11 protein-coding genes and 1 rRNA gene are annotated in these 14,380 nt (G+C 69.8%); 8 read left to right on the forward strand and 4 right to left on the reverse strand.

Translation table 11 applies throughout. From position 1 onward, the window contains the following. Positions 1–75 (reverse strand): 16S ribosomal RNA (locus ACWFRJ_RS15405); the annotation flags it as partial. Between the two features lie 558 nt (positions 76–633). Between ACWFRJ_RS15405 and ACWFRJ_RS15410 the strand changes: the two genes are divergently transcribed. After that, positions 634–1,083, forward strand: coding sequence for a PTS sugar transporter subunit IIA (locus ACWFRJ_RS15410; protein WP_389916629.1), 450 nt, complete (start codon positions 634–636; stop codon positions 1,081–1,083). A gap of 77 nt (positions 1,084–1,160) precedes the next feature. Continuing rightward, positions 1,161–2,831 carry a phosphoenolpyruvate--protein phosphotransferase gene (ptsP, locus tag ACWFRJ_RS15415; protein WP_453529732.1) on the forward strand — a complete coding sequence of 557 codons (1,671 nt, stop codon included), beginning with the start codon at positions 1,161–1,163 and terminating at the stop codon, positions 2,829–2,831. 58 nt (positions 2,832–2,889) lie between these two features. Here ptsP and ACWFRJ_RS15420 read toward each other — a convergent pair whose 3' ends face one another. Together ACWFRJ_RS15420 and ACWFRJ_RS15425 are read right to left on the reverse strand one after the other, a co-directional pair. Next, on the reverse strand, positions 2,890–3,783 hold the full coding sequence (locus ACWFRJ_RS15420) for a hypothetical protein (RefSeq protein WP_453529735.1): 894 nt from the start codon (positions 3,781–3,783) through the stop codon (positions 2,890–2,892). 76 nt (positions 3,784–3,859) lie between these two features. Then, positions 3,860–5,842 carry an acetoacetate--CoA ligase gene (locus ACWFRJ_RS15425; protein ID WP_453529737.1) on the reverse strand — a complete coding sequence of 661 codons (1,983 nt, stop codon included), beginning with the start codon at positions 5,840–5,842 and terminating at the stop codon, positions 3,860–3,862. A gap of 219 nt (positions 5,843–6,061) precedes the next feature. Between ACWFRJ_RS15425 and ACWFRJ_RS15430 the strand changes: the two genes are divergently transcribed. Continuing rightward, positions 6,062–8,443: a glycoside hydrolase family 31 protein gene (locus tag ACWFRJ_RS15430; protein WP_453529740.1), complete on the forward strand. Its 2,382-nt coding sequence runs from the start codon at positions 6,062–6,064 to the stop codon at positions 8,441–8,443. Here the strand turns inward: ACWFRJ_RS15430 and ACWFRJ_RS15435 are convergent. Beyond that, on the reverse strand, positions 8,434–8,985 hold the full coding sequence (locus tag ACWFRJ_RS15435) for an NUDIX domain-containing protein (RefSeq protein WP_453529743.1): 552 nt from the start codon (positions 8,983–8,985) through the stop codon (positions 8,434–8,436). The genes ACWFRJ_RS15430 and ACWFRJ_RS15435 overlap by 10 nt on opposite strands. A 73-nt stretch (positions 8,986–9,058) precedes the next feature. Between ACWFRJ_RS15435 and ACWFRJ_RS15440 the strand changes: the two genes are divergently transcribed. The 5 genes from ACWFRJ_RS15440 (at position 9,059) to glpK (ending at position 14,308) form a co-directional block, all read left to right on the forward strand. Beyond that, on the forward strand, positions 9,059–9,865 hold the full coding sequence (locus ACWFRJ_RS15440; protein ID WP_453529746.1) for a M15 family metallopeptidase: 807 nt from the start codon (positions 9,059–9,061) through the stop codon (positions 9,863–9,865). A 119-nt stretch (positions 9,866–9,984) separates the two neighbouring features. Next, a complete protein-coding gene (locus tag ACWFRJ_RS15445) occupies positions 9,985–10,410 on the forward strand; it encodes a Zn-ribbon domain-containing OB-fold protein (RefSeq protein ID WP_453531120.1) in 426 nt (141 codons plus the stop codon). Continuing rightward, entirely contained in the window at positions 10,407–11,597 is a 1,191-nt protein-coding gene (locus tag ACWFRJ_RS15450; RefSeq protein WP_453529749.1) for a lipid-transfer protein, read from the forward strand. Before ACWFRJ_RS15445 ends, ACWFRJ_RS15450 begins: the two co-directional genes overlap by 4 nt. Before the next feature lie 420 nt (positions 11,598–12,017). Continuing rightward, on the forward strand, positions 12,018–12,773 hold the full coding sequence (locus tag ACWFRJ_RS15455; RefSeq protein ID WP_453529752.1) for an MIP/aquaporin family protein: 756 nt from the start codon (positions 12,018–12,020) through the stop codon (positions 12,771–12,773). Between the two features lie 14 nt (positions 12,774–12,787). Further along, entirely contained in the window at positions 12,788–14,308 is a 1,521-nt protein-coding gene (gene glpK / locus ACWFRJ_RS15460; protein ID WP_453529755.1) for a glycerol kinase GlpK, read from the forward strand. Positions 14,309–14,380: the final 72 nt, after the last annotated feature.

Below are 14,380 nucleotides of genomic sequence, written 5' to 3' on the forward strand. Positions count from 1 at the left end.
GCTTCATCGTTCGACTTGCATGTGTTAAGCACGCCGCCAGCGTTCGTCCTGAGCCAGGATCAAACTCTCCGTGAATGTCATCCCGTAATCGGGATCGCATCCGCGTTGAGCGGAACCAGGAAGAGGAATAATCTTCCGGTTCACAGCGTCCTCGCTGATGTTTCTTCAAAGGAACCTCGTCCCGACCAGAAGGCCGGAGACGGGGTATCAACATATCTGGCGTTGACTTTTGGCACGCTGTTGAGTTCTCAAGGAACGGACGCTTCCTTTGTACTCACCCTCTCGGGCTTTCCTCCGGGCGCTTCCCTTCGTTGTGTTCCAAACTCTATCAGGTCTTTTTCGACTCCCTGACCACTCATCTGCGAGCACGCAGAAGCTGACCCAGGGATTAGGATCTGACTTGATAGATGCCGCCGAGTCCGGACGCTTGATCGCGTCGCTTGCCTCAGGCAGGAGTCCGACTGTACATGGGGCGTTGGGCCGGAGCAAATCGTTTGTGCAGTGCCCCTACTCAGTCAACCGGGACCTCTCGCGCGGAACCGGGACTTTTTATGACTTACTCTTCTGCACAGTGCGTCGTCCAGGACAGGTAGTGACGGCGGCTACGACTCTCCACCCCCCTGGGAGGCTTGCATGACCACCGTGACGTCCCCGCTTGTCGGACGCGCCATCGGGCTCTCCGCTGTACCGGATCCCGTCTTCTCCGGCTCGATGGTCGGGCCCGGCACCGCCATCGACCCCGCGCGCGAGCCCTCCGAGGCTGTCGCCCCCGTCGGCGGCATCGTCGTCTCGCTCCACCCGCACGCCTTCGTCGTCGTGGACGACGAAGGACATGGCGTGCTGACGCACCTGGGCATCGACACGGTCCAGCTCAACGGCGAGGGCTTCGAGCTGCTCGTGAACAAGGGTGACACCGTGCAGCGCGGTCAGTCCATCGTGCGCTGGGACCCCGCGGCCGTCGAGGCGGCCGGAAAGTCTCCGATCTGCCCGATCGTGGCACTCGAGGCCACTGCCGAGTCCCTCTCCAGCCTCGTGGAGGATGGAGACGTCAAGGCTGGGGACGCTCTCTTCAGCTGGCAGTGACGTCATCGCCGTCCCTGACGGCAGATGCGACATCCACCGCGGCGGCTGGGCCCGTCGCTCTATCGGAGACGGGTGCAATGGAGACAACGCTGCGAGGCGTCGGCGTGAGCCACGGTGTGGCGATCGGCGAAGTTCGGCATATGGGGACGGCGGTGCTCGAGCCGCCCGCCAAGCAGATTCCCGCGGAGGACGCAGAGCGTGAACAGGGGCGCGCTCGCCAGGCGGTGGAAGCCGTGGCGGCCGACCTGAACGCGCGTGGCAACCTGGCCGGCGGTGAGGCTCAGGCGGTGCTCGAGGCGCAGGCGATGATCGCGCAGGACCCCGAGCTCATCGCCGATGTCGACCGGCGCATCACCGTAGGCAGCTCGGCGGAGCGCGCTATATATGACGCGTTCTCCCATTACCGCGAGCTGCTCGCGGGCGCCGGCGAGTACATGGCCGGTCGCGTGGCTGACCTCGATGACGTGCGGAATCGTATCGTCGCCCGGCTTCTCGGGGTTCCGATGCCCGGTGTCCCGGACAGCGACGAGCCCTACGTCCTGATCGCGCGTGACCTCGCGCCGGCGGACACCGCGCTGCTCGACCCCGCGCTGGTGCTCGGTTTCGTCACCGAGGAGGGCGGGCCGACCAGTCACAGCGCGATTCTCGCGCGGGCGCTCGGTGTGCCCGCCATCGTCGCGCTGCCGGGCGCGGGTGAGCTGGCAGAGGGCACGGTCGTCGCCGTGGACGGCAGCACCGGCGAGATCTTCGTCGAGCCGAGCGCCGAGAAGCGCGCTCAGCTCGAGGCGTCGGCCGCCGAGCGCAAGGCCGCGCTCGCCTCGTCGACCGGTCCGGGTGCGACGTCCGACGGGCACAAGGTGCCGCTGCTCGCCAACGTCGGCGGTCCCGCTGATGTGCCGGCGGCTGTGGCGGCCGGGGCCGAGGGTGTCGGTCTCTTCCGGACCGAGTTCCTCTTCCTGGACGACAGCACCAAGGCGCCGTCGGAGGAGAAGCAGGTCGAGGCGTACCGCGCGGTGCTCGAGGCCTTCCCCGAGGGTCGTGTCGTCGTGCGTGTGCTCGACGCGGGTGCCGACAAGCCGCTCGACTTCCTGACGCCCGGCGATGAGCCGAACCCGGCGCTCGGCGTGCGCGGGCTGCGATCGCTGCTCGACCACCCCGATGTGCTGCGAACGCAGCTGACGGCGCTGGCCAAGGCCGTGGAAGGGCTGCCGGTCTACCTCGAGGTCATGGCGCCGATGGTCGCCGACCGTATCGACGCCAAGGCGTTCGCCGACGCGTGCCGTGAGGCGGGGCTTCAGGCCAAGTTCGGTGCCATGGTGGAGATTCCGTCGGCCGCGCTGCGGGCGCGCTCGATTCTCCAGGAGGTCGAGTTCCTCTCGCTCGGCACGAACGACCTTGCCCAGTACGCCTTTGCGGCCGACCGTCAGGTGGGCGCCGTGTCCAGGCTCCAGGACCCGTGGCAGCCCGCGCTGCTCGACCTGGTCTCGCTGTCCGCCGAGGCGGCCAGGGCCGAGGGCAAGAGCTGTGGTGTGTGTGGCGAGGCGGCGTCCGACCCGCTGCTGGCGTGTGTGCTGACCGGTCTCGGTGTCACCTCGCTGTCGATGGGTGCGGCGTCCATTCCTTACGTGCGGGCGACGCTGGGCAAGTACACGCTGGCTCAGTGCGAGCGTGCGGCCTCCGCCGCGCGTGCCGCTGACACCGCCGATGAGGCCCGGAAGGCCGCGCAGGCGGTTCTGTCCGGCGAGTAGCCGAAGTCAGGTGTGTGAGGGGCGCTCCATCCGTCATGGGTGGGGCGCCCCTCGGCGTTCAGTGCCGGTGCCCTCCTTCGGGCCCGTCGTCCCCGATGGGCGGTGCGGCGCAGTAGTCGACGCCGGATTCCGGGGCGACGAGGTCTCCTGACACCGCGTCGGTGCAGTAGGCGTCGAAGACCTCGGCGGCGGTGAGGGGCAGCAGTCGCTCGCCGTGCAGGCGCCAGCCCTGGACTCGGTCGGGCCTGCCGTCCGCGGTGGTGCGCATCACCAGGCCCGCGGCGCTGTGGGTGGCGATCCCGACCGCGAGGACGGTGGTGAACTCCAGGGCCTCGGTCTCGTCGAGCACCGCGTTGCCGTCGGTGTCCTGTGCGGCGTGCAGTGCGGCGAGGAGCGTCTCCGGGGCGGCGGGCACGCTGCAGACGAGGTGCCGGGTGCCGGGGCCGGAGGTCTCGAGGAGTTGGACGAGCAGGTCCGAGGCCCGGCTGAAGGCGTCTCGGCCGATGTCCTCGCCGCAGACCGCGCAGGTGCCGAGGCGGGCAAGGAGCATCGTCGCGTACTCCCAGGTGGCCTGGCGGACCGCCTCGTCGACGAGGTCGGGGAGGAGGGCGGAGAGGGGCTGGCCGTCGTACGGAACGGTGGGACCGGTGGCTGCCAGTTCCGCGGTGAAGCGGGTGCGGCTGGCGGGGGCGTCGGGGTTCAGGCCGGTGTCGGCGCAGTACTCCTCGTACTCCTGGGGGTCGAAGAGCGCGATGGTGGTGTGCCCGCCGTCGGACGCGAGTGACCTGAGGAGGCCCTCGGCCTGCCGGAGGTAGGTCTTGTGGTCGTCGAAGGTGAAGGTGCGGTAGCGGCGCATCGCCGCGAAGTCGTCCTCGTCGGCCAACAGGCCGATGGTTCCGGCGACTTCGCGGCGTAGTGCGCGTCGCGTGGTGGTGGGTTGCGTGCGCGTCATGATTCCCCCTGCGATCCGTCGATCAATGCTCACTCACAGTAACGGCGGGCACTGACAACGGCGGCTCGGCGGGAGATCAGGAGCGTTCGCGGGCCAGGTCCTCGTAGAAGCGGAGCAGGTCGATGTTGTCGACCGAGCCGGGGTTGACCGCCTTGTCCAGTGCGGTGCCCTGGAGCAGCCGCTTGACCGGGACCTCGATGCGTTTGCCGGTGAGGGTGTGCGGGATGGCGGGGACCTCGATGACCTCGTCGGGGACGTGGCGCGGGGACAGCTGGGCGCGGATCGTCTGTTTGATGCGGTCGCGCAGGCCGTCGTCGAGGGTGGCGCCGGGGGCGAGGTGGATGAAGAGGGGCATCCAGTAGCCGCCGTCGGGCTGTTCGACGCCGATGACGAGGGATTCGCGGATCTCGGGTAGGCGTTCGACGGCTTCGTAGATGTCGGCCGATCCCATGCGTACGCCTTGGCGGTTGAGCGTGGAGTCGGAGCGGCCGTGGATGACGACCGAGCCGTGCGGGGTCACGGTGATCCAGTCGCCGTGGCGCCAGACGCCGGGATAGGTGTCGAAGTAGCTGTCGTGGTAGCGGCTGCCGTCCGGGTCGTTCCAGAAGTGGATGGGCATGGACGGCATCGGGTTGGTGACGACGAGTTCGCCGACCTCGTCGATGAGGGGCTTGCCCTGGGGGTCCCAGGCCTGCAGGTCCGTGCCGAGGCCGGGTGCCTGGAGCTCGCCGATGTGGACGGGCAGGGTCGGTACGGCTCCCGCGAAGCAGGAGCAGACGTCCGTGCCGCCGCTGACCGAGGCCATCCACAGGCCGCCGGGGGTGTCGTCGAACTCGTCGTGCAGCCAGCGGAATCCGTCGGGCGGGAGCGGGGATCCTGTGGTGGCGACGCACTTGACGGTCGAGAGGTCGAAGTCGCGGGCCGGGTGCACGCCCGCCTTGCGGCAGGCCATGACGTACGCGGCCGACGTGCCGAAGAGGGTGGCCTTCGTGCGTTCGGCGATGCGCCACTGGGCGCCGGTGTCGGGATAGCCGGGGCTGCCGTCGTAGAGGACGATCGTGGTGCCGGTGAGGAGGCCGGAGACGAGGAAGTTCCACATCATCCAGCCGGTGGACGTGTACCAGAAGAAGCGGTCGTCCGGGCCCAGGTCGCAGTGCAGGCCGAGCTGCTTGAGGTGTTCGACCAGGATGCCGCCCTGGGACTGGACGATGGCCTTGGGCAGGCCCGTCGTGCCGGACGAGTAGAGCACCCACAGGGGGTGGTCGAACGGGACCGGCTCGAAGACCGGAAGCGTGTCCGACGCGGTGAGGGCGGCCCATTCCAGGGCGCCTTCGGGGGCCTCTGTCCCAAGCAGCGGGATGTGGACGACGGCGCGCAGGGTGGGCAGTTCGCGGCGCAGCTCGGCGACGGCGTCGCGGCGGTCGTGCTCCTTGCCGCCGTAGCGGTAGCCGTCGACGGTGAACAGGACGACCGGTTCGACCTGCTGGAAGCGGTCGAGGACGCTGCGGGCGCCGAAGTCCGGGGCGCAGGAGGTCCATACGGCGCCCACGGCCGCGGTGGCGAGGAGGGCGACGACGGCCTGCGGAATGTTCGGGACGTAGCCGCTGACGCGGTCCCCGGGGCGTACGCCGAGGGTGCGCAGCTCCGCCGCCAGGGAGCCTACTTGGCGGCGCAGCTCGCCCCAGGTGACGGCGGACGGCTCGTGGGTCTCGTCGACATGGAGGAGAGCCGGGTTGCCCGCGCGCGCGGGGTCCTCGGCGGCGCGCAGGGCGTGTTCGGCGTAGTTGAGCGTGGCTCCGGGGAACCATTCGGCGCCCGGCATCGAGCGGTCGCCCAGTACGCGCGCGTAGGGCGTCGTGAACCGTACGTCGAACCAGTCGGTGACCGATTTCCAGAACGTGTCCAGTTCGTCCACGGACCAGCGGTGGAGGGCCGCGTAACCGCCGTCGGCGGGCGCTCCGTAGTGCTCGGCGGCCCACGCCTGGAAGCGCGTGATCTGCGCTGCGGCGATCCGTTCCTGGTCGGGCTGCCAGAGCGGTGAGGGGTTCGCAGAGGACATGGGGCGGCTCCCGGGCTTTACGTACGCGTCGTGTGCGTGTGTGGTGCGCGCGAGCTGGTTCGTGCGCGCGACACGGCTGACAGGGACGATGCCACGTGATCGATTTCGGCACCAGGGCGTGCCTCACACAGTCGGCGGGGCGGCTATGTGCCGTCGGCCCAGGTGAACGGCAGCTGAACGATGCATACGGGCGGCCTCTTCGGTGGCAGGGTGAGCAGCATGAACGGTCGTGACCTGGTGCGTTCGATGAAGGCGGTCAGCTTGGTCGGTACGGCGCAGGGGTTGCGTGCGGTGCGGTCCTCTTGGCGCAGGCGGCGGGTGGACGCGGCCGCGCTCGCCCCCCGGGGTGCGGAGCGCGCGCGGGTGCCCGGTCCGGTGACGGGCGTGGAGCCGGGGCCGGGGGGCGGCGTCGTGCGGTTCGCCCGTTCCGAGCTGCGGGTGCGGGTCACGACGGGTGGGGCCGTCTTCTGGGGGTGGGACGGCGCGGAGCCCGATCCTTCGTACGCGCTCGTCAGCGGGAGCCCCGAGGCGGATCCGCGGGCCGTCCTTGAGCCGGACAAGGAGGGCGGCTGGCGGGTGGTGTCGGAGCGGGCGACGGTGGTCGTCTCGCGGCTCGGCGCCGTGGAGTTGCAGACGCCCGGCGGCATGACGCTGCGCCGCGATCTGCCGCCGCGCTGGTGGGAGCCGGTCGACGGGGGCCCGGCGCGCTGGCTTCAGCGCTCGCAGGTGGGGGCGGACGCACGGTTCTTCGGGCTCGGGGGACGCGCGCGGGGGCCTCGGCTGCGAAACGGGACGTATCGCCTGTGGAACACCGATCCGGGGGGATCGTTCGGGCCCGGTGACGACCCCTTGTACATCACCATGCCCGTGCAGTTCGTGGTGGCCGATGTCGGCTGCCATCTGGTGTTCCACGACAACACCTGGGACGGCACCGTGGCGGTGCGCGAGGGTGAGGTGGGTGCGGGGTCCGGGCACGACAGGGCGGGTTCGTGCGAGGTGCGCATGGACGGCGGTCCGCTGCGGTGCTGGGTGATGGTGGGCACTCCCGCGCGCGTGCTGCACACCTGGGCCTCGCTCACGGGGCCGCCCGCGCTTCCTCCCTCGTGGGCGCTCGGGCACCATCACGCGCGGTGGGGCTTCGGCGGTGAGCAGGAGGTGCGGCGGATCGTCGCGGGCTACCGGGAGCGCGGGCTGCCGCTGGACGCCCTCCATCTGGACATCGATCACTACGAAGCGCACCAGGTGTTCACCGTCGACAAGGCGGCCTATCCCCACCTGCCGCAGTTGGCCGACGAGTTGCTCAAGGACGGCGTGCGCCTGGTGTCGATCGTCGACCCCGCGGTGAAGGCGGAGCCGGGCAATGAGGTCTACGACAGTGGCAGAGCCGCGGATGCCTTCGTGCGGGATGCCGCGGGGCGGGCGGTGCACGGACTGGTCTGGCCGGGCGACGCGGTCTATCCGGACTTCACGGACGCGCGGGTGCGGTCCTGGTGGGGCGGCCTCTACAAGGAACGGCTCGCCCAGGGGTTCGCGGGTTTCTGGCACGACATGAACGAGCCGGTGTCCTTCGCCGCCTTCGGGGAGCCGACGCTGCCCCGCTCGGCCCGGCATTCTCTGGAGGGACGCGGCGGCGACCATCGTGAGGCGCACAACGTGTACGGCCTCGCCATGGCCCGCGCCGGGTACGAGGGACTGTGCGAACTGCACCCCCAGGAGCGGCCGTTCCTGTTCTCGCGTTCCGGGTGGGCGGGAATGCAGCGCTACGGAGGGACGTGGTCCGGGGATGTGGCCACGGGGTGGCTCGGTCTGCGGGCGTCCCTGTCCCTTGTCCTGGGCCTGGGGTTGTGCGGGGTGCCGTACTCGGGTCCTGATGTGGGCGGGTTCGACGGCAGTCCGTCGCCCGAGCTGTATCTGCGGTGGTTCCAGCTCGGCGCGTATCTGCCGTTGTTCCGTACGCATGCCGCGCTGCGGGCCGGGCGCAGGGAGCCCTGGGAGTTCGGTCCCGATGTGCTTGAGCACGCGCGCGTGGCGCTCGTGGAACGGCGGCGGCTGCTGCCGTACTTCGTGACGCTCGCGCATCTGGCGCGGCGTACGGGTACGCCGTATGTGCGGCCCTTGTGGTGGGGCAGTCCGGAGGACCGGGCGCTGCGTGACTGCGAGGACGCGTTCCTGCTCGGGGACTGCCTCCTTGTGGCGCCCGTGTTCGAGCCGGGGGCAGTCCGCCGCACGGTGCGGCTGCCCCCGGGCCGTTGGTACGACACGGCGACCGGCCGGGCGTACGAGGGGCCTGCCCGGGTACTTCTGGAGGCCCCGCTGTCCCGTGTCCCGGTGCTCGCGCGTGCCGGTGCGGTGCTGCCTGTACGGGGCGCCGACGGCGGGCTCGAACTGGAGGTGTGGGCGCCGGCGCCGGGGCGTACGGGCGGTGGTCTGGTGGTCAGGGACGCGGGTGACGGGTGGGAGCAGCCGGAGATCGAGCGTTTCGCCGCGCGGTGGGTCGGCGGGAGTGTGGTGGTCGAGCGGGACGGTCGGGATGGTGAGGAGGCCGCGGACGAGGTCGGGCTGCGGGTGACGGTGCGGGGAGTTTCGCAGCGTCAGATGTAGCGCCCTTCGAACAGGGCGCGTACCGCCAACGTGTGCAGCGGGAAGGCCATTTCGGCCGGGCGGTGCAGCAGGTGCCAGCCTTCGGTCTCGTCCGTCGGTACGGGGTCCGGCAGGTCGGCGACAGGGCGCTCGGGCAGGAGGCCGAAGAGCAGCAGGTAGCCGTCGGGGGCGCTGAGCGCGTCCGCGAGGCGGACGTCGCGTGCGGCCGCGCTGATGCCGGTCTCTTCCTTGAGCTCGCGGACGACGGCGGCCCGCCAGTCCTCCCGGTCGTCGATGAACCCTCCGGGCAGGGCCACTTCCCCGCGCGCGGGGGCGATGGTCCGGGTCACGACGACAAGGGCGGTGCCCTTGGTGTCGTACACGGGCTGCAGCGCCACTGCTACGGGCAGCGGATTTCGGTAGGCGACCGTGCCGCAGGCGGGGCAGGTGCGGGGCCAGGCCGACAGGTGTTCCCCGTAGGGCGACCCACAACTTGAACAGTGGGAGCCCGGGGCCGGATCGGCGCGGAGCTGGGGTGATGGGGGTGACAGAGGTACGGACACGCCGCGGACTGTATCCGATCACTCAGGTGACGGTCTTTCCCTCCGGGGCCGAATCCTGATAAATGCAGGGTTCATGACAGGACTTGCCCCCGCCCTGCGGAATCTCGCCGTCACGGCCACCGCTCTGGTCGCCGTGGCCGCCGCCCCCGCGCCCGCCCACGCGAAGCCCGAACCCAAGGCCCCCGACGCGTTCGTGGCGTTGCGCGACGTCGACCCGACGATCATCCAGGAGATGCGCTACTTCACGCCGCACAACTTCGTGGGCGAGCCCATCGACGGCTACAAGAAGCCGATGTGCATCCTTACGAAGCCCGCGGCCAAGGCACTGCACAAGGCCCAGCGGACACTGCTGCGCAAGGGCTACTCCCTGAAGGTGTACGACTGCTACCGGCCGCAGCGGGCGGTCGACCAGTTCGTGCACTGGGCCGAGGATCTCGGCGACGTACGCATGAAGGCGGAGTTCTATCCCCATGTCGACAAGTCGCGGTTGTTCGAGGACGGTTACATCGCGGCGAAGTCCGGGCACAGCCGCGGCTCGACGCTCGATCTGACGGTCGTGAAACTGCCTGCCCTGCCGACGCGTCCGTACATCCCCGGAGAGGTGCTCACTCCCTGCTACGGGCCCAAGAGCGAGCGGTTTCCCGACAACTCCCTCGACATGGGGACGGGGTTCGACTGTTTCGACACCCTCTCCCACACGGACGATCCCCGGATCAACGGCAAGCAGCGTGCCAATCGTGATCTGCTGCGTGGCGCGCTGACCAAGGTCGGCTTCGTGAACCTTCCCGAGGAGTGGTGGCACTTCACCTACAAGCCCGAGCTCTTCCCTGACACCTACTTCGACTTCCCCGTGGCACGCGGCTCGTTGGACGGGAAGTAGCGAGTGCCGCGCTACTGACGCGATCAGGTTGCCCGTGGCACACTTCTGACGTTCCATCAGATCCAGTGTCTCGTGGAATCCAGTGTCGTGGAGGAGCCTTGTCGCGTACGCGTACTCCCGTGGTGGCCGGCTGGTTCGCCGGGGAGGGAGACAACTTCCGCCTTCTGGGCACGCGCTGCTCGGCCTGCGCCTGTGTCTTCTTCCCCCGCGAGGACGGCTTCTGCCGCAATCCCGGCTGCTCGGGCGGTGACCTCGACGAGGTGCCGCTCTCCCCTCGCGGCCGCGTCTGGTCCTACACGGACAGCCGCTACCGCCCACCGGCACCCTACGTGTCCGATCCGGAACTCCCTTGGCAGCCCTACGCGTTGATCGCTGTGGAGCTGGAAGCGGAGCGCATGGTGGTGCTCGGCCAGGCGGCCCTGGGGGTCACCGTCGCCGATCTGGAGATCGGCATGGAGGTGGAGGTCGTCCCCGGCGTCCTTGATGAGGACGCCGAGACGGCATGGACGACGTGGTACTGGCGGCCCGTGGGGGTGGACGCATGACCAGCGAGGTGGCGGTGCTCGGCGCGGGCATGCACCCGTGGGGCAAGTGGGGCCGGAGTTTCATCGAGTACGGGACGGCGGCGGCCCGCGCGGCGCTCGCCGACGCCGGGGTGGACTGGCGCGACGTGGGTTCCATCGTCGGCGCGGACACGGTGCGCGGCGGCTATCCCGGGTACGTGGCAGGGGCGACGTTCGCGAAGGCGCTCGGCTGGCAGGGCGCGCGGGTGGCGAGCGTGTACGCGGCGTGCGCGTCGGGGGCGCAGGCGATCAACACGGCGCGCGCGCAGATCCTCGCGGGCCTCGCCGACGTCGTCCTGGTGGTCGGGGCCGACGCCGCGCCCAAGGGGTTCTTCCGGCCCGCGGGAGGGGACCGGCACGACGACCCGGACTGGCTCCGGTTCCAGGTCCTCGGCGCCACGAACCCCACGTACTTCGGCCTGTACGCGCGCCGCAGGATGGCGGTGCACGGCGACACGCTGGAGGACTTCGCCCAGGTCAAGGTGAAGAACGCGGCAGCGGGGGCGCTCAATCCGAACGCGCGCTACCGAAAGACCGTCTCCGCCGAGGAAGTGGCCGCGTCGGCCGTCGTCGCCGATCCCCTGCGGCTGCTCGACATCTGCGCGACCTCCGACGGGGCGGCGGCGCTCGTGCTCTCCAGCATGGACTTCGCGCGGCGGCACGGCGCACAGGATCCGGTGCGTATCCGGGCCGTGTCCACGGTGACCCCGACGTATCCGACCACCGTCCTCGACCTGCCGGACATCGCGACGGACTCCGCGGCCGCCGTGGCGCCGGCCGACACGACGTTCCGCGCCTCCATCGCGCGTGCGGCCTACGAGGAAGCGGGCATCGGGCCCGACGAGCTCTCCTTCGCGGAGGTCTATGACCTCTCCACCGCGCTGGAGCTCCAGTGGTACGAGGATTTGGGGCTCTGCGGCGAGGGAGAGGGGGCCAAATTGCTGCGGGAGGGGGCGACCTCTCCGGGCGGGCGCATACCGGTCAACCCCAGCGGCGGGCTCGCCTCCTTCGGAGAGGCCGTTCCGGCGCAGGCCATTGCCCAAGTGTGCGAACTGACATGGCAGTTGAGGGGAACAGCGGGGGCGCGGCAGGTCGTGGGGGCTCGTGCGGGCATCACGGCGAATCAAGGTCTCTTCGGGCACGGGTCCTCGGTCGTCGCGGTGCGCTGAGCCCTCTCACCGGCCCCTGCGTCGATCGTCACGGGGCAAGGCCGAGGGCAGATCGCGGGGAAGACCGTGGCCAGGTCGTGGGGGAAGCGCTCACGCCGGTTAACCGTTGCCGTCCGCGACCTTGACGCTCCATCACCACCGGTGAACACTTCCGGTGTCAGTCGGCATCGCCGCACTTTTGGCTCCGCACCGCTCAGGGCCCCCGCACGCTCGAAGGGGCTGCACCAAGGGCCTGTTCAGCGGGTCATCCCCCCTCTGGGCGATTCGACTGCGACGGCACGCTCGCCATGAAAGCCGGGTGGGGCGCGGGACACCCCTGCCCTCGGCTGACATCACCGGGCCCTGCCAGGCAGTAGTCGTGGAACGCACCCAGCACGGAGTACCGGGGCCACCGCCCCGGGCAAGGCCCTAGGAGCCGCCATGTACTCGAATGGGGACATTTTCGTCGGTGAGATCATCGGCACCGCGATTCTCATTCTCTTCGGCGCCGGCGTATGTGCCGCCGTCACCCTGAATTATTCGAAGGCCAAAGCCTCCGGATGGATCGTCATCGCCTTCGGGTGGGGCTTCGGCGTGATGGCGGGGGCGTACACCGCCGCGCCGCTCTCCGGGGGCCACCTCAACCCCGCCGTCACCCTCGGCATCGCGATCGACACGGGCAAGTGGGACAAGGTCTGGATCTATCTGCTCGGGCAGATGGTGGGCGCCATGCTCGGCGCCGTACTCGCGTATCTCGTCTACTTCGCGCAGTTCAACGCCAACGTCCCGCGTGGCACGAAGGGCGATGCCCAGGGCGTGGACCAGCCGACGCCGACCCTCGGCATCTTCTCGACCATCCCCGAGATCCGTAACCCGGTCGCCAACCTCCTCACCGAGATCATCGGGACCATCGCCCTGGTGCTTCCGCTCCTCGCCTTCGGCCTGACCAAGGGTCTTGGCGAGTCCGGCACGCTCGTGCTGATCGTCGCCTTCCTGGTCGTCGGCATCGGCCTCTCGCTCGGCGGGCCCACCGGCTATGCCATCAACCCGGCCCGCGACCTGGGCCCGCGCATCGTGCACACGTTCCTGCCGATCCCGAACAAGGGCACGTCCGACTGGAGTTACGCCTGGATCCCCGTGGCCGGGCCCCTGATCGGCGGAGCGCTCGCAGGTCTCATCTACAACGCAGCCTTCTGACTCAAGAGGTAGCCATGCCGGACAACTCCGAGAAGTTCGTCGCCGCCATCGACCAGGGCACCACCTCAAGCCGCTGCATCATCTTCAATCACGCGGGCGAGATCGTCGCCGTCGACCAGCGCGAACACCGTCAGATATTCCCCAAGCCCGGGTGGGTGGAGCACGACGCCGCCGAGATCTGGTCGAAGGTGCAGGCCGTGGTCGCGGGAGCGATCGCCAAGGCCGGGCTCCGTGCCGACCAGCTCAGCGCGCTCGGCATCACCAACCAGCGCGAGACGACGGTCCTGTGGGACCGCGCCACGGGCAAGCCCGTGCACAACGCGATCGTCTGGCAGGACACCCGGACGTCGGCTCTCTGCACCGAGCTGGGCGGCGCGGACGGCCAGGACAGGTTCCGGGAGCAGACCGGACTGCCCCTCGCGAGTTACTTCTCCGGGCCCAAGGCGGCCTGGCTGCTCGACAACGTGCCCGGCCTGCGGGCCCGCGCCGAGCGCGGCGAGATCGCCTTCGGCACCATCGACTCCTGGCTGATCTGGAACCTCACCGGTGGCACGGACGGCGGCGTGCACGTCACGGACGTCACCAACGCCGGGCGCACCATGCTGATGAACCTGGCCACCCTCCAGTGGGACCAGTCGATCCTGTCCGCGATGAACGTCCCCGAGGCGATCCTCCCGGAGATCAGGTCATCGGCCGAGGTCTACGGCACGGCCGTCGGGCAGCTCTCCGGTGTGCCGGTCGCCTCCGCACTCGGCGACCAGCAGGCGGCCATCTTCGGGCAGGCCTGCTACGACACCGGGACGGCCAAGAACACGTACGGAACCGGCAGTTTCCTGCTGCTCAACACCGGTAACCGGCCCGTCCCCTCGAAGAACGGGCTGCTCACCACGATGGGCTACAAGATCGGCTCGGAGGCGCCCGTCTACTGCCTCGAAGGGGCGATCGCGATCACCGGCGCCCTTGTGCAGTGGTTCCGCGACCAGCTCGGCATCATCCGCAACGCCGATGAGATCGAGCCCCTGGCCGCGAGTGTGGAGGACAACGGCGGGGCGTACATCGTGCCCGCGTTCTCCGGCCTCTTCGCGCCCTACTGGCGCTCGGACGCGCGCGGCGTCGTCACCGGGCTCACCCGGTACGTGACCAAGGCGCATCTGGCACGTGCCGTACTGGAGGCGACCAGCTGGCAGACCCGCGAGGTCGTCGACGCCATGTACCAGGACTCCGGAGTGCAGCTGCGGACCCTGAAGGTGGACGGCGGCATGACCAAAAACAATCTGCTGATGCAGCATCAGGCGGACGTCCTCGGGGTGCCGGTGATCCGGCCGAAGGTCACCGAGACGACGTGTCTGGGCGCCGCGTACGCCGCCGGGCTCGCGACCGGCGTGTGGAACGACCTCGACGAGCTGAAGGCGCACTGGCAGCAGGACGCCGAGTGGACGCCGTCGATGGAGACGGACACACGCGATCGCGAGTACAACAACTGGCGCAAGGCGGTGGAGCGAAGCTTCGGCTGGCACGAGGACGGCGCGAGCTGAGCCGAGGATGACCGCGGCCCGTACCCCGTTCGGCCGGGGGTACGGGCCGCGGTTCCGCACGCGTACATGCGG

Source organism: Streptomyces sp. NPDC055239 (assembly GCF_053606205.1).